The sequence below is a fragment of the Billgrantia antri genome, assembly GCF_019430905.1.
Lineage (GTDB): Bacteria > Pseudomonadota > Gammaproteobacteria > Pseudomonadales > Halomonadaceae > Halomonas > Halomonas antri.
Genome location: NZ_JAHYCA010000008.1, coordinates 155,882 through 174,430, shown reverse-complemented (window position 1 = coordinate 174,430; position 18,549 = coordinate 155,882). Strand labels below are relative to the sequence as shown.

The following is an 18,549-nucleotide window of genomic DNA, read 5'->3' as shown; positions in this document are numbered from 1 at the left end:
CGCCAGCCCTGCCGTCAGCGCAAGCCTGCGGCGAGTGCGCGCACCACCTCTGCCGCCGGCACCTCACGGCAGGCGCTGGCGTTCTGCCCGGCCCACAGCGGCGAGAAATCGGCGCTGCCGGCCGCCTCGGCGGCGCTGCGCAGCGGGGCGATGGCGGCAGTGGCCAGGGGAAAGGCCGGCGCCACGTCGCTGAGCGGGCCGAGTTCGCGCATCAGTCGGGTGATGATGCCGCGAGCCGGTCGGCCGGTATAAAGATTGGTCAGGGCGGTATGCTGTGCCGCTTCGCTCATGAGCGCCCGGCGGTGCAGCGCCGAGGTGGTGGTCTCATGGCAGCACAGAAACGCGGTACCGATCTGGACGGCCGATGCCCCCAGCGCCAGGGCGGCCGCCACGCCGCGTGCATCGGCGATACCGCCGGCAGCGATCACCGGTACCGTCACGGCCGCCACGACCTGCGGCAGCAGGGCAAAAGTGCCGAGCTGAGTGGTCACGTCCTCGCTGAGGAACATGCCGCGGTGACCTCCCGCCTCCACACCCTGGGCGATCACCGCATCGACACCGCGCGCCTCGAGCCAGCGCGCCTCCTCGACCGTGGTGGCAGACGCCAGCACCTTGGCCCCCCAGCCCTTGACGCGTTCGATCAGGGCCGGTTCGGGCAGGCCGAAGTGAAAGCTGACCACCTCGGGGCAGAAGGGCGCGAGGGCATCGCAGGCCGCATGATCGAACGGGCGCCGCCCCGCCCCTGCCGGCACGCTGTCGATGTCGAGACCGTATTCGGCGTAGTACGGCGCCAGCGCCTGATGCCAGCGCACCTGCCGCGACTCGTCCAGTACCGGCGGCGCGTGGCAGAAGAAATTGACGTTGACCGGTCGCGTCGTCGCGGCGCGGATGCGGTGCAGCTCCTCCGCCATCGCCTCGGGTGAAAGCATGGCACAGGGCAAGGCGCCGAGCCCGCCCGCTTCGCTGACGGCCACCGCCAGGTCACCGGCCTGGACGCCGGCCATGGGCGCCTGAAGAATGGGTAATTCCAAGCCGAGCTGGCGAGTCAAGCTCATAGGTCCTCTCCCTGATGTCGTATGCGCCGCCATGGTCGCTTCGGGCCCAGCGTATCGGCGGCGTAGGCGCCCCGCTCCCCCATGGGGCGCGGTTCACCCACCGTGGTGTCGTGCCGGGTCTGGCGCTCCATTTCAGCGTTGATCTCGGCCCCCAGCAATACGACGTAGGCAGAGAGCCAGAACCACAGCATGAGCACCACCACGGCCCCCAACGAACCGTAGAGTTCGTCCATGTCGGCAACCTGCCCGACATAGAGCGACAACGCCGCGGAGCCCAGCAGCCACAGCAGCGTTGCTGTCACGGTACCCAAGCCGACCCACTCCCAACGCGGCGAGCGACGATAGGGACCATAGCGGTAAAGCACGGCAATGACCAACATCATCAACGGCAACAACGCCGGCCAGCGCAGCCACTTGACCAGCGTGACGAGGGGACCGTCGAGGAGAAACCAAGCGACGACCATGGGGTAGAGGGCCACGAACATGGTGGCCACCAGCGAGACCACGATCAGGCCGAAAGTCAGCGCGGCCGTCACCAGCATGCGTTGTACCAGGCCACGTCGATCCACCTCGCCGTAGACCACGCTGAGTCCGACCATCAATCCGCCTACCCCCCTGGAGGCCAGCAACATGGCCAACAGCAGCCCGGCGATTGCGGCCAGGCTGAGTCCCGTGTCGGTATTCTCGCTGACCGCCTGGGCCTGCTCATGGATCAGCCGAGCTCCTCCCGCTGGCATGAAACGACTCAGTTCACCGATCTGACGCGCCATCTCGGCCGGGTCGAAGGCCAGCGCCCAGAGCGAGACGACCGCCCCGATGGCAGGAAACAGCGACAGCAGCGCATGGAAGGCAATGCCGGCCGCCAGCATGCTGACCCGATCTTCCGACAGCTGCGCCTTGACTCGCCATACGACGTCCAGCCATCCCGGGCCAGGTATCTGGTTCGGATGTTCCGCGTGCCTGCCTCGCCAGCGTCTCATTCGCCTCCTTGGGGCTGCTGCGCCGGGCGCAGAACCATGCGGGCGTCTCGTATCTCGATGTCGAAACGGTTGAGGAAGCTCATCCCCAGCAGGGCCACGTCGCCCTCGAGCCCCGGGCTGATGGAGCCGCGCACGTCGGAGGCGGCGAAGCCCCCCAGGCTGACCTCCTCCAGCCAAGTCAGATCGCCACGCACACGCCCGTTGGCAGTGTTGAACCAGGCCGAGCCCGCTCGTTCCAGCGCCAGCCGCTCGGCCAATCCGGCCGACACGGCGACATAGGTGGCGCCGGTATCGAGCAGGAACTCGACCGGCTCGCCGTTGATGCGCCCGGTGGCCAGGAAGTGCCCCGCACGGTTGCGCTCGAGCACAATCGGCCCAGCCGTGCCGACCACGGCATTGACCAGATGCGCATTGGGATTTCGCTGGGTCTCCAGGTAACCGTAAAACCACCAGCTACCGAGGCCGATGAACGCCACCCAGAACAGCAGCATCATGCCCATGCCGGCGCGCCGGATCGAACCGCTCTCTCGCTGCATCGACTCACCTCCGAGGATAAGCGCGGCCAGCCGCGTTGACACCCGTGTATCCACTGCCTGTACTGAGGTGCGCCAAGGTGCCCTTTGGCGCCTATGCCGAGGCAATCGCCGAAGGCATGGCTGACAAGCCGTCACAACAACAAGGATAGCCTCATGCATGACAGCATCGAATCTTCGACCCCGTTGACTCCTGGTCATTGCCACCGCGCACGCCGTCTGGCCGGCGCCGGCCTGGCAGCGTGCCTGCTGCTCTTCAGCACCACGACGGCGGCCTGGGACGGGCGAGCCGAGAAGCAGGTCTTCGAGATGGAGGAGTACACTACCGTCGGCGGTGAAACCATCGCCCCGGTGCGCATTGGCTGGGAGGCCTACGGGGAACTGAACGAAGCGAAGGACAACGTCATCCTGATCACCCATTTCTTCTCCGGCACCAGCCATGCCGCCGGCCGTTACGCCGAGGATGATGCCGCACCCGGCTACTGGGACGCCATCATCGGTCCCGGCAAGCCGCTGGACACCGACGAGTACTACGTCATCGCCTCGGACACGCTGGTCAATCTCAATGCCCATGACCCCAACGTGACCACCACCGGGCCGGCCACCACCAACCCCGAGACCGGAGCTCCCTGGGGCACCGACTTCCCGCTGGTCACCATCCGCGACTTCGTCGAGGTGCAGAAGGCACTGCTCGAGAGCCAGGGTATCGAACGTCTGCATGCGGTCATGGGCGCTTCGATGGGCGCGCTACAGGCCTACGAGTGGGCCAGCGCCTACCCCGATCAAGTCGAGCGGCTGATACCGGTGATCGGCGGCGGCGAGACCGACCCCTGGCTGCTCGCCACCCTGAGCGCCTGGGCCGCCCCCATTCGCCTGGATCCCAACTGGAACGAAGGCGACTACTACGCTGGCGAGCCACCGCTGGACGGCCTACGCGAATCGCTCAAGCTGGTCACGCTCGACGCCAATCACTGGCAGTGGGCCAACGCCACATTCGACCGCAGCTGGGCCGACGAGGACGCCGACCCGACCCGCGAGCTCGAGGCGCGCTACGCCATAGAGCAGACCCTCGACGACATCGCCGCTTCGCGCGCCGAACTCGCCGACGCCAACCACCTGCTCTACCTGGTGAAAGCCAACCAGGCCTTCATCACCGGCCATGGCGAAAGCCTGGCGGAGGGGTTGGCCCGCATCGAGGCACCCACCCTGATCCTGTACAGCGAGGACGACCTGGTCTTCGCCCCGCCAGGTATTCGCAGGACCGCCGAGCTGATCGAGGCCGACGGCACCGAGGTCGAGCTGGTCGCACTGGAAGGCAATCGCGGCCATCTCGACGGCGTAGTTGCGATCGACCAGGCGGACGATCGAATTCGCGCTTTTCTGGCGGAGTGAGGCAGCCGCTCCCTGGCGGGCCCGACCGGCCAGGGAGCGGCCAGTGTCAGGGCCCGGCGCTCTGCGCGACAGGCTGACCGTTGCGTGCCTCCCACTCGGCCGCGGCCCGCTCCCCGCGAGCCTGATCGACCGCCAGGCAGATCAGCATGGCGACGATGAATAGCGCCGCACACAGCAGAATCGAGGCCTGCAGTCCCACCACCGACTGCAGCAGCCCCAGACCGATGATACCGATGACCCCAGCCAGCTTGTTGGCCAAGCCCCAGAAACCGAAGAACTCGGCGGCCTTGCGCGTCGGCGAGAACAGTCCCACCAGGGCACGGCTGGCCGACTGGCTCGAGCCCAACGAGAGTCCGGCCAGGCAGCCCACGAACAGAAACAGGTGCTGGGCCTCCCAGTTCAGCCCCAGGCTGGCGTTGAGCCAGGCGGTGACTTCGGGCGTTGCCCAGATGGCGAGGATCGCCGCCACCCACAGCAGCAGGGTCAATTGGTAAGTGATCTTGGTGCCGATGCGATCCTGGATGAAACCGAACCCCAGCGCACCAGCCGCAGCGGTGATCTGCACGATAATGAACATCACGTTGCGGATCGATTCGTCCCAGCCGATCACCTGGGCGCCGTAGATGAAGGCGAAGGCGATGATGATATAGACCCCCGCCATGGAGAACAGCAGCGACACCAGGAAGATCCCCAGGTCGCGAAAACGCCTTAGCTCGTGCAGGGTGGTGGAGACGCGCTCCCAGGCGATCTCGCGGTAGGTCTTGGCATGTGGCTGCGGCGCACCGCGCTCCTTCACCCAGAGGAAGGTGGGAATGGCAGTGATCAGGAAGAACACCGCGGCGAAGGGGCCAACCCAGCGGATACGCTCGAAGTTCTCGGCGGTAGCCTCGCCCAGCGCCACCAGGGTGAACCCGGCAGCAAAGAGACCGCCCACGTAACCCAGCGCCCAACCGAACCCGGAGATCTTGCCCAGATCCTGGGGTGGTCCGAGGTCCGGCAGAAAGGCGGCAATGAAGGACTCGCCCATGGAGTAGGCATAGTTGGACACCACGATCAACAGCAGCCCCAGCATGACGTAGCCCGGCGCCACGAAGTAGAGCAGCGCCGTAGCCACCACGGTGGCGATGTAGCTGACGAACAGGAAGCGCTTCTTGGCCGCCCGGTAGTCCATCACGGCACCGCACAGCGGGCCGGTGACCACCACCAGCAGGTAGCTGACGGCCAGTGCCAGACTCCACAGCAGATTGGCCAGACGAAAGCCGTCGTCGCGATCGCCGACGATGACGGTGGTGAACAGTTCGCCGAATACCACGGTGATGATCAACAGGGTATAGGCCTGGTTGGCGAAGTCGAACATCGCCCAACCGAAGATCTCCCGCTTCGACGCCCGCTGCCTGGGTAGCGTACCGTCAACGGCCGGTATCACACTCATCTGCGCCTGCCCTCCTCTCCCTGCGCCTGATCGCCAGCGCCTAGACTACCAGCTTATCGGGTCGGCATGACGACTTGGCGGCTTTCACTACACTGGGTACTACATTCAGGACAGGAGTCAGGCAATGGAACGCTTGTATGTCATCCCCCTGCTGACGCTGACGGTAGCCGTGGCAACAGCACACGCCGAGGAGGCGACCCTGGACACCGAGTATCAGGACCTGCGGCTGGTGCCGGTGGCGGAAAACCTGGAACAGCCGTGGGGCGTGGCGATACTGCCCGGCGAACTCTTCGTTCTAAGCGAGCGCACCGGGCAGATCCAGACCTTCTACAACGGCAAGCGTCAGCGGGTCGAAGGCCTGCCCGGCCTTCACGTCGAGGGCAAGGGTGGCCTGCTCGACATCGCCGCTTCGCCGGACTATCCCGATACCGGCTGGCTCTACTTCACCTACTCCAGCGGGAGTGCCGACTCGACTGCCACGGCGCTGGCCCGAGGCCGCCTGGCCGGCGATCGCCTCGTCGAGGTGGAAGAGCTTTTCGAGCAGAACCGGCGCTCGGAGCCTGGTCCCCAGGCGGGCTCGCGCCTAGCCTGGATGGAGGACGACACCCTGCTGATGTCCATCGGCGACCGCGGCACGCCCGGCCGGGCCCAGAACACCATGGACCACGCCGGATCGATCCTGCGCCTCGACCCACAAGGCCTGGCGCCCCTGGACAATCCACTGCTGGAGGAGGCTGGCTACTTGCCCAGGATCTACTCCTGGGGGCACCGCCACGTGCTCGGCCTGGCGGTGGATCAGGAGCGCGGTCACGTCTGGGCCGTCGAGGCCCGCCCCAACGGCGACGACGAACTCATTCGCGTACGACCCGGTGCCAACCATGGCTGGCCGGAGCTCACCCTGGGTGAGGATGCGACCACGGGCGGCCTACTCGAGGACATTACCAAGGGCACCATCTTCATCGAGGATGACGTGATCCCGCCCGTCCACCGCTTCGAGGAGAATGTCTCACCGTCAGGATTGGCCGTGGTCAATGGCGAGCACTACCCACGTTGGCAAGGCAACCTGCTCGTCGGCGGTCTGGAAAGCGAGCAGCTCTACCGCTTCGAGGTCAACGAGGGCGAGGTCGTGGAGATGGAGGAGCTGCTGGACGAGCCGCTGGGGCCGGTTCGCGAGGTGCGCCAAGGGCCGGATGGCTACCTTTATGTACTCACCGGTAATGAAAACGGCACTCTCTATCGGCTCGAACCCGAGGCATGACGCTACCGGCCGATAACGCCGTACGCACAGCGTGGAGAGGGCAGTCCTTCACTTAACGTCATGTCACGGGCATTATTCTGGTTAACCTGAGTTAAGCCGCTTTGTCGCGGATCTAAGGCCTATGTCACGGCTTGCTTGCTCGGGCGTCATTCGGGCAAGCAAGCGCAGACAGCCAGCGCGTCACTGCGACTGGCGCCGGCACGCGAAGGCAAAAAAAACAAGCAGGGGCTGGTTGCATGAGAAAATGGCTGATGCTGGTGTGGGTACTCTTCTCTTCTTCGGCAGCAGGCGGCCTGGAGGAGCTGACCTACATCACCGAGGAATACCCGCCCTACAACTACCAGCAGGACAACCGTCTCGAAGGCATCTCCATCGAGCTTCTCGAGCGAATCTTTGCCGAAACCGATACCCCGCTCTCCCGCGAGGACGTGCTCTACTACCCTTGGGCCCGCGGCTACGACACCGCCCTCTCCGAACCGGGCACGGTGCTCTTCTCCACCACGCGTACCGCTCAGCGCGAGGCGTTGTTCCAGTGGGTGGGGCCCATCGCGACCGACAGGGTCACGCTGATTGCCCGGCGCGACAGCGGCATCCAGTTGAGCGGCATGCAAGACGTGATCGACGGCGACTATCGCATCGCCGTCATCCGCGAGGATATCGGTGCCCAGCGGCTGCAGGAAGCCGGCGTACCGGAGAGCCAGATTCATGCGGCCATGTCCAACATCAGCGCCCTGCGCATGCTCGAGCACGGCCGGGTCGACCTGTGGGCATATGGCGAGGACGTGGCCTTCTGGCTGATGCAGAAGGAGGGGGTGCCCACCACCGACTTCGCTCCCACGCTGACCATCAGCGAATCGGACCTCTACTACGCGCTGCACCGCGATACCGACCCTCGCTTGGTCGAGCGCATGCAGGCGGCACTGGACCAACTGCGCGAACAGGGCATTGTCAGCGAGATCCTCGGCGGCACCATCGCCTTCAATACCGAGGAGTATCCACCCTACAACTACCAGGACGAAGGCGGCAGGATCACCGGCAGCGCCACCGAACTGCTGCGAGAGGCGCTGAATGACGCCGAACTCGACGCCGATTTCCGTCTGCTGCCTTGGGCGCGCGCCCTGACCGAGGCCCAACTTCGTGATCGACACTGCGTATATTCCACGACCCGCACGCCCGAGCGCGAGTCGCTGTTCACCTGGGTGGGACCGCTGGTGTCGAACACCTGGGCCGCCTTTGCCCTCGAGGAGGCCGACATCGAGGCCGACTCGCTCGACGACCTGAGCGGGCTCCGTGTAGGCAGCTTTCGCGAGGATGCCGTGGGGCAGTATGCCGCCAGTCAAGGGGTTCCCATCGTCGTGGCCAGCGCCGAACGCGAGAACATCGGTCGCCTGCAGGCCGGTCTGATCGATGCCTGGGTCACCGGCGAGCAGACTGCCAGCTTTCTCGCCGAGGAGGCCGGCCTGGCGCTGCGCCGACTGTTCGTCTTCAACGAGGTCGATCTCTACCTGGCCTGCCACCCCTCGGTTCCCGATCAGTTCATCGCTCGGCTGCAGGCCGCCCTCGACCGAGCACGGTCCCGCAAGGAGACGCCTCAGTGACGCCCCCTCCTGGCATGGATCGCCAACCCCGCAGGCGTAGCCTGACCGCCAAGCAAGCCGGACTCACCCTGGCCATCGCCCTGCTGCTCAGCATTCTGGCCGGCCTGGTAGAGCTCGCTCTCGATGCCCGCGCAATGCGCCAGGAAATCGTCAGCAGCACCCGCTATCGTCTCAACCTGGTCCACGGCACCGCGGCGGCGGCGGCCTTCCAGCTCAACCCTGATCTGGCGGGTCAGGTCATCGAGGGCCTGTTCAACGGCGGTCGCGTCGCCAGTGCCACCATCATGGACGACTTCGACCGCACCATGGCTACGCGTCAGCGCGAGTCGGCCCGCGACTCCAGCTGGGTTGCCCATGCCCTGTTCGACGACATACTCCATTACCGGCAGACGCTGCACTACCAGGCCGGCCCGGGCAGCACGCCCCAGCCGGTCGGCGAACTCGAACTGACGCTGGCGCTCGATCATCTGGCACGCGACTTCACCCATCGCAGTCTGCAGATCTTCTCGCTAAGCGTCGCCAAGGCCCTGGCCATTGCCGGGCTGCTCGCCCTGGCGTTCCACTGGTTCGTGACCCGTCCCCTGCTGCGTGTACACGCGGCCATCGCCGACACCGACCCGCGCCAGCCGGGCAGCTGGCCCAAGCCTGCCATGGGACGCCATGGCAGTGACGAGCTGGGACACCTGGTGGAGAGCGTCGACCAATTGCTCCAGGCCTTCCAGCGGGGCCTAGACCAGCGCGACCAGCTCCATCAGATCTCGACCCTGGACGGGCTGACCGGTATCGCCAATCGCCGCCACTTCGACACTTTCATCGCCAGCGAATGGCAGCGTGCCAAGCGCAATCGCCATGCCCTCTCGGTGATATTCATCGATATCGATCACTTCAAGGAGTTCAACGACCATTATGGGCATGTCGCCGGGGACGACGCCCTGAGGGCCGTGGCCCAGGCGCTTACCCGGGTGGTGCATCGCGCCTCGGACCTGGTCGCTCGCTACGGCGGCGAGGAGTTCGTCTGCGTGCTGCCCGATACCGACCTGGAGGGTGCCCTGCAAGTGGCCGGAAGGATACATGCCACGATCCGCGCCCTCGACATCGCGCATGCCTACTCGACCCGCGCCGGGCGGGTCACCGCCAGCCTCGGGGTCGCCAGCAGCACGCCGGCGCATGACGGCACCAGCGTCGACGAGCTGATGGCCCAGGCCGACCGTCAGCTCTATCGCGCCAAGCGCCAGGGCCGCGACCGGGTGGCCGCGCAGACCTGAACGCCTCGGGGGAACCCCGCCCCGAGGCGAAGAATCGATAGGAGTAGCATCAGCCAGAGGCGGAGAAGCCACATGAACAGACGCGATGAGTTCGTCGAGCAGATGAAGGCTCGGCTAGACGAATGGAATGCCGAGATCGAGGCGCTGGCCGCACGGGCACGCCGGGCGGGGGCCGAGGCTCAGACCCGCTATCACGACGACATCGAGCGGCTGCGGCGGCGTCGTGACGAGACCCGCCGTCGGCTCGAGGAGCTGCAGTATGCCAGCGAGGCGGCCTGGGATTCGCTGCAGCAGGGGCTCGACGATGCCTGGGAGCTGATGCGCAAGGCGCTGCGTGACGCCCAGCGGCACGAGCCGCCGCCCAGGGATGTCGACGACGAGGATCGGGGCGGCCCCCGCTCGCCGGGGGGCTCGCCCTAGGAGGGGCGCTCGTTGCGCCCTTCGCCGGGCGTCGATTCCGCTCCAGCCGCGTCGGATGCCTGGACGTCACTGCCGCGCTGCAGCTTGTCGATCGCATTGCCGCCCCGGCGTGCCAGCTGCGCCAGGCGATCGATCTGGGCATCGAGCTGCGGCAGCGCTTCCTGACGATAGCGGGACAGGTCGTCGATGGCGCCGAGCACATCGTCGAAGGCCTGTTCCAGGGCCTGCATGTCGAGCTGGGCCGAGGCAGCGCGGGTCTGGATCTCCACCCCTTGCTGGCGCAGCGTCCTCGCCGTGCCGGCGATCATCTCCGACGTCGTGGTATTGAGCGATTCGACGCGGTCGAGCACCAGGCGCTGGTTGGCCAGCGCCAGCGCCACCGCCACCGCTACCGTCAATGCCGACACGGTTACGTGGATCGCCCGGTCGACGCCGCGCATCAGCTCGCGATTGTTGCGAATGATCACCTCCAGCGCCAGCACGCCCTGCTGGCTGACGGCCTGCTGCTGCTGGAGGTCGACGATGCGTTGGCGCAGCGGGAACAGCAACTCCTCCTCGATGAACCCACGCTGCGGATGCGTATCGCCGAGCCGCTCCAGCGCCTGCACCAGGCGACGATCGATCAGTCGGCCCAGGTCGACCTGGCGCTGGAGCCGCCCCAGCAGCTGGCGCAAACTCTCCTGATCGTCGCTGAGCGTGATGTTGTCACGCCGCAGCATGTCGCGCCCCGCTTCCAGGTCGGCAATGATGGCATCGAGCGCCTGCTGGGCATTCTCGAACTTGCGAAAATAACGCTGCACACGATTGCCGGCACCGGGGATACGGGACAGCAGACGATCGAACGGCCCCGATGCCAGGCGATGCTGGTGCGGGTCGAGGTCCTGCATGTGTCCGCGCAGGTCGATCAGCGCCTTGGCCACTGGCCCGCCCTCGTCACCCTGATGGGCCAGCTTGCGCAGCGGCGCCTGCAGCATCTCGCTGTGATGCGCCGCCTGCTGCTGCAGCTCCAGCCCCATCTCATCCACCGCGCGGCGCTGGCGATCGAGGGCGGCACCTTCTTCGCTGGCCAGCACATCGTCGACGAACGACTCCGCCATCTGCTCAAGCTCGGGGTCGTCGATCACGATCTCCTCGCTATCCTTCGGCTCCGGGGCGATTTCCTCGAGCTCGCTGGCGATCTGCTCCACCGGCGGCAGCGAGAGCGGCGAGCCACGTTCGGACGACTGGTTCATAAGCGCTTCCCCATTCAGGCTCTTTCCCACACCTTAGCAAGCAAGACCGGCGCATGGCTCAACGCCAGCCGGCGAGTGGCTCAACGACGCTCCTGGCGACTGTAGCGATCTGCCCCCTCGATGAAACGCCGCAGCTCCTCCAGTGCCCGATCGGTGGCAAGCGCGGCCTGCGGCCGCCCCGTCTCGATCCGGGCCAGCGCCACGGCCGTATCGTCCAGCAGGGTGAGTGCCGATTCGTTGCGCGCCACCAGGCGTCGCAGGCGACGGTCGGTCTCCTCGATCAGCTCGAGGCGACGCTTGAGCGCGATGCGCTCCTCGACAGACAACCGACTCCCCTCCTGCTCCAGGCGCCGGCGTACGTAGTCGACATCCAGCCCCATCACGCCACGCGCCTGGGCCGCCATGGAGGTGAAGGTATCCACCGCCCCAAGGCAGACATCGGCGATCAGGCTACGCGAACGCTCGAAGGCCAGCTCGCTGCGATCGAAGCGGGCGGCCAGCAACTCCATCACATGGGCGTAGCGGGTGTAGAAACGATCGACCTGCCCCGCCAGGTCGGCACGCTTGACCTCGAGCAGTTGCGCCTTGGCCCGGCACAGCGCCAAAACCAGGTCATCGGCGTCGACCGGCGGACGGGACGGGTCCAGTTCGGCCACGCCGGATTCCCGCGCGGCACGCTCCTGCTCGGCGCGTCGTCGCTCACTCTCGGCCGCCAGTCGCTCCTGGAGTCGGCGCTGGTGGCGCCGCGCACGCCAGCGCCGCCAACCACGCTCCAGCGGCAGCGATACGCCCACCGCCACCAGGCCAGCCAGCCATCCGCCCAGGCTCGGCCCGAAGCCGCCCCATAGCGACGTCAGCCACAACACCATGCTGATGAACGGCACCAACAGGCAGTAGCGGAACAGCACCTGCAAGCGGTTGGGGTTGTCGCTGGCGAGCGCCAGCCGCGGGTTGGCCAGCCCGACCAGGCACCACGGCAGGCAGGTGACGAACAGCCCATAGGAGAAACCCTGCAGAAATCCCAGCATAAGCCTCTTGCGCCAGCGGGTTGATGCCTCTGAGTGTACGGGGGCCGTCGACGCCGTGCGAGCCTGACGGCCTCAGCGGCACAGGTGGAAGCCGCGCATGCCGAAATGGAAGTGGTCGGCATGCGCCTGATTGTACTCCGGGCCCAGCACGGTGCCGAACAGGTCGCAGGCGCCATCGCGCACTTCGTGCAGGAAGGCCCCGCGGGCCCCCGCGTCGCCCCAGTGCTCTAGCAGCGTGATCCGACGCCCATCCTCGAGGCGGAAGGCCGCCACATCGAGCGCCTCGGCCGTGGCATGCTCGCTGCGCCGCCCCTCCTCGCGACCATAGACGTTGCGACAGGCGTAGCTGCCATAGTGTTCGACACGGGCCACGCGACTGCCCAAGTGGGCCACGGCAGCGGGCTGAAGACGCTGACGCTCGAACATGACCCAGGCCAGCGCCAGCGGACAACGCGCGACGAAACTGGCGTTGAACTCGACATCGCTGCCGTGGAGACGCACCACATTGCTCAGCGGACAGCCGGGGACAGGTTCGTGGTCGTCCAACGGGGTCATCCGCAGCGACTTCTCGGAGGCCGTGCCGAGCACCGCCAGGCATGCCTCGCGGTCATCGCTCAGGCGTTGCAGCTTCCAGCGAGTGACAGGGGTCAAGGGATCGCCAACGCTCAGCGGCTTCCACGGGTGCCAGTGGGAGGGAAGACGCGCCTCGAGCTGCCACCAGGCCGCCGCCGCGACGACCATCAGCACGACCAGTATCAGCAGTGAACGCATCTCGCCTCGACGCTATAACAACAGATGCAGTAACAGCGCCACCGTGCCCACTGCCAGCGCCGTGAGCACGGCAACGTCCACCGCGCGGTCGAGCCAGCGATCGAAATGGTTCTGACGCCCGCGGCTCGGTTGATGCCGGCGGGTGGCGCCTCGTGGAAGCGCACGACGGCGTGAGCCGATGAGAGACATGGTTGACGTCCGGTTCCCCTACCTCTCAGAGCTTACGACCTGCGCTCTTCGCTGGCTACCGGCAATCGCCCACGACGCTCTCAGGTCAGGCGCCGTGAGCGCGCGAGATCGGCTGATGGTCGACCTAGCCGCCCTCACGCCGGTTGATGCGCCGATTGACCACGTTGGGCGCGCGACGCAGCCGCTCCTGTTCACCCAGCGCTTCGGCCTCGAAGGCGTCGGCCCCGACCGGCGTTTCGCCATGGCGACGATAGAGCTGGGTAAGCATGGACTGGCGGTCGGCACGCAGCTCGCGGACCAGCACCACGATCATGCCATAGAGGATGAAGGTAAAAGGCAGCGCCGAGAGCACCGCGGCCGACTGCAGCCCGGTCAGGCCCCCGGCGACGATCAAGGTGAGACAGATGGCGGCAATCAGCACGCCCCAGATCACGCGCTTGAACAGCGGCGGGTTGATCGAGCCGTTGTCGGTCATCTGCGCCACGATGTAGGAAGCCGAGTCGGCCGAGGTCACCAGGAAGACGAAGATCAGCAACATGGCGATCACCGAGAGCGCCCCGGAGAAGGGCATGAGCTCGAACATCTCGAACAGCGCGACGGTGATGTTGTTCTCGGTGGCGCTGGCCAGGCCGACATCGCCGGCCAGCTCCATGTGCAGCGCGGCACCGCCGAAAACCCCGATCCACAGGCAGGCCAGCAACGGTGGCACGATCAGCACGCCGAAGACGTATTCCTGGATGGTGCGCCCGCGCGACACCCGGGCCACGAAGGTACCGACGAACGGCGACCAGGCGATGACCCAGGCCCAGTAGAAAATGGTCCAGTTGGCTGCCCAGGTGTTATCGGAAAACGGCGAGATACGCAGACTCATGCCGACGAAGTTCTGCAGGTAATCGCCGATTCCCAGGGTGATGGTCTCGAGGATCATCACCGTGGGGCCGGTCACCAGCACGTAGAGCATCAGGCCGATGCACAGGATCATGTTGAGGTTGGAAAGCCGGCGGATGCCCTTGTCCAGCCCCGACCAGGTCGAGGCCATGTAGGCCAGGAACATCACGAACAGGATGACGAACTGCCACAGCCCGCTCTCGGGCAGGCCGAACACGGCGTTGAAGCCACCATTGAGCTGCAGCACGCCCAGCCCCAGCGAGGTGGCTACCCCCATCACCGTGGCCACCACCGCGAACACATCCAAGGTCGGCGCGTAGGGGCGCACCCGGGGATACTTGGCGGCGATGGACGACAGTACCGAGGAGACCAGCCCGGCCTGCCCCTTGCGGAACTGGAAGTAGGCGATGATCAGTCCCACCACCGAAAAGGCCGCCCATTGGTGAATGCCCCAGTTGAAGTAGCTGTACTGGATGGCATATCGCGCCGCCTCGGAGCTCTCGGCTGCCACGTCGCCATAAGGCGGTTCGATGTAGTGGAGCATGGGCTCTGCCATGCCGTAGAACACCAGGCCCACGCCGAAGCCGGCCGCCAGCAGCATGCTGACCCAGGAGAAGAAGCTGAAACTCGGCGTGCTGTCCTGGGGCCCCAACCGGACCTTGCCGTACTTGCTGAAGGCAAGCACCAGCAGGAAGATCACGAAGCCGAAGACCGAAAACAGATAGAACCAGCCGAACAGTTGGGTGACGGCGTCCAGCGCGGCGGCGGCGGCGGCCCCGAACGCGTCGGGGTAGCCAGCGCCGGCGGCCACCAGCGCCAGGATGATCAGGGCCGATGCGGCAAAGACCCGCTGCCCTCCATGGTTGGCCATAAGGCGCACCTCGTTTCGTCCATGAACGCCAACATGCTAGCAGGCCTACCCTGACGCCACACAAGTCACTGGCATCGGCCTGCTCCCGGAACAGAAAAACCATTGCATCGCGGCGCCGACACGACGATTCTGGAGAAACCAAGCAGGCTAAGGTTTTTGACGAGTCTTAACATGTCCCGACTTTCCGACACCCCGCTATCCGTGCTCGACCTGGCGCCGATCCGCCAGGGGGGGACCATCGCCGACAGCTTCGCGGAGAGCGTGGCGCTGGCCCGACTGACCGAGCGCCTCGGCTTCTCCCGCTACTGGCTGGCCGAGCATCACAGCCTCGACGGCATTGCCAGTGCCGCCACCGCGGTACTGATCGGCCATATCGCCGGCGCCACCTCACGCCTTCGCGTGGGCAGCGGCGGCATCATGCTGCCCAACCATGCGCCCCTGGTGATCGCCGAGCAGTTCGGCACCCTGGAAACCCTCTACCCGGGCCGCATCGACCTGGGCCTGGGGCGCGCGCCCGGCTCCGACGCCGCCACCATGACTGCGCTGCGCCGCGACCCTTATGCAGGAGCCGAGAATTTCCCCGAGCTGCTCGCCGAGCTGCAGGGCTACCTCGACGACGAGCAACCCGGCCAGCGCGTACGCGCCGTGCCCGGCCAGGGCACTCGGGTGCCGCTGTGGCTGCTCGGCTCCAGCGGCTACAGCGCCCAGCTCGCCGCCCGCGAGGGGCTGCCCTTCGCCTTCGCCGCCCAGTTCGCGCCGGGCTACCTGCACGAAGCATTGCGCCTGTATCGCGACAATTTCCGCCCCTCGGCGCTGCTAGAGCACCCCTATGCGATGGTCGGGCTGCCGGTCATCGCCGCCGAGAGCGACGAGCGCGCCGAGTTTCTCGCCTCCACCACCCGCCAGAAATTCCTCGGCATGGTGCGCGGCCGTCGCACTCGCTCGCTGCCGCCGATCGAGACCCTCGACTGGACGCCCATGGAGCGTGTCCAGGTGGAGCAGTTCCTCGGCGCGGCGGTGATCGGCGGGCCGGATACCGTGCGCGAGGGACTCGAACGCTTCCTCGAGCAGACCGGGGCCGACGAGCTGATGCTCAACACCGACACCTATTCCAGCGAGGACCGCCTGCGCAGCTACGAAATCGTGGCCGAGGTGTGGCGACGATGAGCCAGACCAGCCCGGGTGCCCGGCTCGATCTGGCCGGCGTCCTCACTGGCGTGCGTCGCATGGCGCCGCTGTCGCTGTTCGTGGTGGTCTTCGGCCTGGCCTTCGGTGTGGCCGCGCTGTCCCGCGGCCTCTCGGGGCTCGAGGCGATGATGATGAGCGCGCTGGTCTTCGCCGGCGCCTCGCAGTTCGCCGCTCTCGAGCTGTGGGGGCCCGAGATTCCGCTGCTGCCGTTGATCGCCACCACCTTCGCCATCAATGCCCGCCACTTGCTGATGGGCGCCGCCATTCAGCCTTGGCTGGCACACCTTCCCCCGAAGCAGCGCTATGCCAGCCTGGTGGTGATGAGCGACTCCAACTGGGCCATGGCCGTGGCCGATCACCAGCGCGGCGAAACCAATGTCGGTATGCTGGTGGGAGGCGGCATCGCGCTGTGGCTGACCTGGCTTGCCGGCACGTTGCTCGGCGTGCTCTTCGGCAGCGGCATCGCCGAGCCCGAACGCTTCGGCCTCGACGTGATCATGGGCTGCTTCCTGCTGGCCATGCTGGTGGGCGGTCGGCGTGACCTGTCGATGCTGGTGCCCTGGGGGGCCGCGGCGCTGGCCGCGCTGGCCGCCATGGCCTGGCTACCGCCCCACTCCCACGTCATCGTCGGCGCCCTGGCCGGCGGGCTGGCCGGCCTGCTGGTGTGGCCCGATCGTAAAAAACGGGAGGCCGTCGCATGAGCCTGCCCTCGACGTTGGCGGGATCGGCCGTCGCCATCCTGCTGATGGCACTGGTTACCTATCTGACTCGTGCCGGCGGCGTGTTCGTAATGTCGCGCCTCCCCATCGGCCCCAGAGTGGAGCGCTTCATCAACGCCATGGCGGGCTCGGTACTGGTCGCGGTGATCACGCCCATGGCGATACAGGGCGACTGGGGGGCGCGCCTGGCGCTGCTGGCCACTCTCACCGTGATGCTGGCCAGCCACAAGACGCTAGCGGCGATCAGCGCCGGTATCGCCACCGCCGCCCTGTGGCGACTGGTCGCATAGGGGAACGATCCTCGGCCCACAGCCTCAAAGGGACAGCCATTCCGTACGCCGCGTCGCGGCGTCCTTGACCGGAGACGCTCATGTTCGACAACGACCCCCGCCGCAACGCCGCTTGGCAGGCCGCCCAACAGTGGCGCGCTCGGGCGCATCAGACGCCTCGCGGCCCCTTGGGCGGGCTCAAGCTCATCGTTACCTGGCTGCTGTTCGGCCTGCTGCTGATCGTGGGCACCGTACTCGGTCTGTTCTTCCTGCTGCTCGGCTGGGCCATGCTACCGATCGTGCGCTACCGCATGAAGAAGCGCCTCGAGCAAATCCGCGCCGAGCAGGCCAAGGATGCCGGCGGAGGCTATCACTATCGTGAAGCGCGCTATCAGGAGCGCCACTACTCCAGCGAGCACGAATTGCTCGAGGGCGACTACGAAGTACGCGACGACGAGCGCAAGGGCTGACCTGCTCTGCCCACGCGCCGTAGAGGAAAAAAGCCCGCCGAGAGGCGGGCCGCAAATGTCATGCAGGGGATGCAGACAATCGGCTCAGGCCGATCGAGACATGTTACCGTCGCGCTTCCGCCAGGCCCAATAGGCACTCGCCATCATGCCGATAGGCACGCCTCGGTAGTGGCAGAATCCGTACGACTGCCATACCTTGAAGCCATACAGCCTTGATGCTTCCGGAGACAATAACAATGCCTCGACTTCGGACGACAGCAACCGGCATGCTGTGCCAGACGGCGCTCGCCTGCTTGCTGCTCTCTCTCGCCACGACGAGCCTGGCCAACGACTACCCCACCGAGGCACGCGTCGACTACGTGCTGGGCTGCATGGCCTCCAACGGCAATGACTACCTGACCATGCAGAAGTGCGCCTGCAGTATCGACGTGATCGCCGAGCACCTCAGCTACGACACTTACGAGCAGGTCGAGACGGTGCTGGGCATGCAGGATCAGCGCGGCGAACTCGGCGTACTGTTCCGCACCGAGCGCGGCATGCAGGACCAGGTCGACGCCCTGCGCCAGGCCCAGGCCGACGCCAACCTGCGCTGTTTCTGATGCCCCGCTACCGCTACAGCAGCCACCTTATCGCCGGCCTGGTGCTCGCCACTCTCCTGCTCGCTCCGCTGACGGTCCTGGCTGACGAATTCGCCGAGGGCGAGCGGTCGTTCCGCGCTCAGTGCGTCGGCTGTCACAGCATCGACCCCGGCCGGCACCTGGCCGGCCCCAGCCTGCATGGCCTGTTCGGTCGGCCGGCCGGCAGCCTCGAGGACTTCGACTACTCACCGGTCCTGGAACAAGCCGACCTGTCATGGAATCGCAAGAACCTCGACGCCTTCCTCGCCGGCCCTCAGGATTTTCTGCCCGGGACCCGCATGGTGCTGTGGGGCCTGGACGAGCGCACGCGCAGGCATATCATTGACTACCTGGAAAGCCTCGCCGCGCCCTGA

Annotated in this window: 20 protein-coding genes; 11 read left to right on the top strand and 9 right to left on the bottom strand. The window is 66.5% G+C overall.

Annotated features, from left to right (window positions below; all coding sequences use genetic code 11):
* Nucleotides 1–14: 14 nt before the first annotated feature.
* Genes KPL81_RS19515 through KPL81_RS19505 form a run of 3 tightly spaced genes read right to left on the bottom strand, consistent with a single transcriptional unit; the run spans nucleotide 15 to nucleotide 2,571 of the window.
* Nucleotides 15–1,055: an NAD(P)H-dependent flavin oxidoreductase gene (locus KPL81_RS19515; RefSeq protein WP_219793553.1), complete on the bottom strand. Its 1,041-nt coding sequence runs from the start codon at nucleotides 1,053–1,055 to the stop codon at nucleotides 15–17.
* Nucleotides 1,052–2,035, bottom strand: a complete 984-nt coding sequence (locus KPL81_RS19510; protein WP_219793552.1) for a YihY/virulence factor BrkB family protein — start codon at nucleotides 2,033–2,035, stop codon at nucleotides 1,052–1,054. The genes KPL81_RS19515 and KPL81_RS19510 overlap by 4 nt, the downstream gene beginning before the upstream one ends.
* The gene (locus tag KPL81_RS19505; protein ID WP_219793551.1) at nucleotides 2,032–2,571 is read right to left on the bottom strand and encodes a retropepsin-like aspartic protease family protein; all 540 of its coding nucleotides are present in this window, start codon (nucleotides 2,569–2,571) and stop codon (nucleotides 2,032–2,034) included. Before KPL81_RS19505 ends, KPL81_RS19510 begins: the two co-directional genes overlap by 4 nt.
* 153 nt (nucleotides 2,572–2,724) lie before the next feature.
* Here KPL81_RS19505 and KPL81_RS19500 point away from each other — a divergent pair, with 153 nt between their 5' ends.
* A complete protein-coding gene (locus KPL81_RS19500; RefSeq protein ID WP_219793550.1) occupies nucleotides 2,725–3,960 on the top strand; it encodes an E22 family MetX-like putative esterase in 1,236 nt (411 codons plus the stop codon).
* A 46-nt stretch (nucleotides 3,961–4,006) separates the two neighbouring features.
* On the opposite strand, the gene KPL81_RS19495 is transcribed toward KPL81_RS19500, so the two are convergent.
* Nucleotides 4,007–5,392, bottom strand: a complete 1,386-nt coding sequence (locus KPL81_RS19495; RefSeq protein WP_219793549.1) for an MFS transporter — start codon at nucleotides 5,390–5,392, stop codon at nucleotides 4,007–4,009.
* Nucleotides 5,393–5,516: 124 nt separating this feature from the next.
* Between KPL81_RS19495 and KPL81_RS19490 the strand changes: the two genes are divergently transcribed.
* The 4 genes from KPL81_RS19490 to KPL81_RS19475 all read left to right on the top strand — a co-directional run bounded on the left by KPL81_RS19490 (nucleotide 5,517) and on the right by KPL81_RS19475 (nucleotide 9,933).
* Nucleotides 5,517–6,650: a PQQ-dependent sugar dehydrogenase gene (locus tag KPL81_RS19490; protein WP_219793548.1), complete on the top strand. Its 1,134-nt coding sequence runs from the start codon at nucleotides 5,517–5,519 to the stop codon at nucleotides 6,648–6,650.
* A 236-nt stretch (nucleotides 6,651–6,886) separates the two neighbouring features.
* Nucleotides 6,887–8,248, top strand: a complete 1,362-nt coding sequence (locus KPL81_RS20685) for a substrate-binding periplasmic protein (protein ID WP_240549397.1) — start codon at nucleotides 6,887–6,889, stop codon at nucleotides 8,246–8,248.
* Nucleotides 8,245–9,513: a GGDEF domain-containing protein gene (locus KPL81_RS19480; protein WP_338035643.1), complete on the top strand. Its 1,269-nt coding sequence runs from the start codon at nucleotides 8,245–8,247 to the stop codon at nucleotides 9,511–9,513. Before KPL81_RS20685 ends, KPL81_RS19480 begins: the two co-directional genes overlap by 4 nt.
* 72 nt (nucleotides 9,514–9,585) lie before the next feature.
* A complete protein-coding gene (locus tag KPL81_RS19475; RefSeq protein WP_219793547.1) occupies nucleotides 9,586–9,933 on the top strand; it encodes a sll1863 family stress response protein in 348 nt (115 codons plus the stop codon).
* Here the strand turns inward: KPL81_RS19475 and KPL81_RS19470 are convergent.
* The 5 genes from KPL81_RS19470 to KPL81_RS19450 all read right to left on the bottom strand — a co-directional run bounded on the left by KPL81_RS19470 (nucleotide 9,930) and on the right by KPL81_RS19450 (nucleotide 14,912).
* Nucleotides 9,930–11,165, bottom strand: a complete 1,236-nt coding sequence (locus KPL81_RS19470; RefSeq protein ID WP_219793546.1) for a toxic anion resistance protein — start codon at nucleotides 11,163–11,165, stop codon at nucleotides 9,930–9,932. The two genes, KPL81_RS19475 and KPL81_RS19470, sit on opposite strands and share 4 nt — an antisense overlap.
* A gap of 80 nt (nucleotides 11,166–11,245) precedes the next feature.
* On the bottom strand, nucleotides 11,246–12,193 hold the full coding sequence (locus tag KPL81_RS19465) for a cobyrinic acid a,c-diamide synthase (protein ID WP_209474264.1): 948 nt from the start codon (nucleotides 12,191–12,193) through the stop codon (nucleotides 11,246–11,248).
* A gap of 72 nt (nucleotides 12,194–12,265) precedes the next feature.
* Entirely contained in the window at nucleotides 12,266–12,964 is a 699-nt protein-coding gene (locus KPL81_RS19460; RefSeq protein WP_219793545.1) for an extensin-like domain-containing protein, read from the bottom strand.
* Nucleotides 12,965–12,976: 12 nt separating this feature from the next.
* The gene (locus KPL81_RS19455) at nucleotides 12,977–13,153 is read right to left on the bottom strand and encodes a hypothetical protein (protein WP_219793544.1); all 177 of its coding nucleotides are present in this window, start codon (nucleotides 13,151–13,153) and stop codon (nucleotides 12,977–12,979) included.
* Between the two features lie 124 nt (nucleotides 13,154–13,277).
* On the bottom strand, nucleotides 13,278–14,912 hold the full coding sequence (locus tag KPL81_RS19450) for a BCCT family transporter (RefSeq protein WP_219793543.1): 1,635 nt from the start codon (nucleotides 14,910–14,912) through the stop codon (nucleotides 13,278–13,280).
* Between the two features lie 171 nt (nucleotides 14,913–15,083).
* On the opposite strand from KPL81_RS19450, the gene KPL81_RS19445 reads away from it, so the two are divergent.
* The 6 genes from KPL81_RS19445 (at nucleotide 15,084) to KPL81_RS19420 (ending at nucleotide 18,549) form a co-directional block, all read left to right on the top strand.
* A complete protein-coding gene (locus KPL81_RS19445; RefSeq protein ID WP_219793542.1) occupies nucleotides 15,084–16,079 on the top strand; it encodes an LLM class flavin-dependent oxidoreductase in 996 nt (331 codons plus the stop codon).
* Nucleotides 16,076–16,801 (top strand): AzlC family ABC transporter permease, encoded by a 726-nt coding sequence (locus KPL81_RS19440; RefSeq protein WP_219793541.1) that lies wholly within the window; start codon nucleotides 16,076–16,078, stop codon nucleotides 16,799–16,801. Before KPL81_RS19445 ends, KPL81_RS19440 begins: the two co-directional genes overlap by 4 nt.
* On the top strand, nucleotides 16,798–17,109 hold the full coding sequence (locus KPL81_RS19435; RefSeq protein WP_209474276.1) for an AzlD family protein: 312 nt from the start codon (nucleotides 16,798–16,800) through the stop codon (nucleotides 17,107–17,109). Before KPL81_RS19440 ends, KPL81_RS19435 begins: the two co-directional genes overlap by 4 nt.
* 80 nt (nucleotides 17,110–17,189) lie before the next feature.
* A complete protein-coding gene (locus KPL81_RS19430; protein ID WP_219793540.1) occupies nucleotides 17,190–17,558 on the top strand; it encodes a hypothetical protein in 369 nt (122 codons plus the stop codon).
* 236 nt (nucleotides 17,559–17,794) lie between these two features.
* Nucleotides 17,795–18,157, top strand: a complete 363-nt coding sequence (locus KPL81_RS19425) for a hypothetical protein (protein WP_219793539.1) — start codon at nucleotides 17,795–17,797, stop codon at nucleotides 18,155–18,157.
* Nucleotides 18,157–18,549, top strand: coding sequence for a c-type cytochrome (locus KPL81_RS19420; protein ID WP_219793538.1), 393 nt, complete (start codon nucleotides 18,157–18,159; stop codon nucleotides 18,547–18,549). The genes KPL81_RS19425 and KPL81_RS19420 overlap by 1 nt, the downstream gene beginning before the upstream one ends.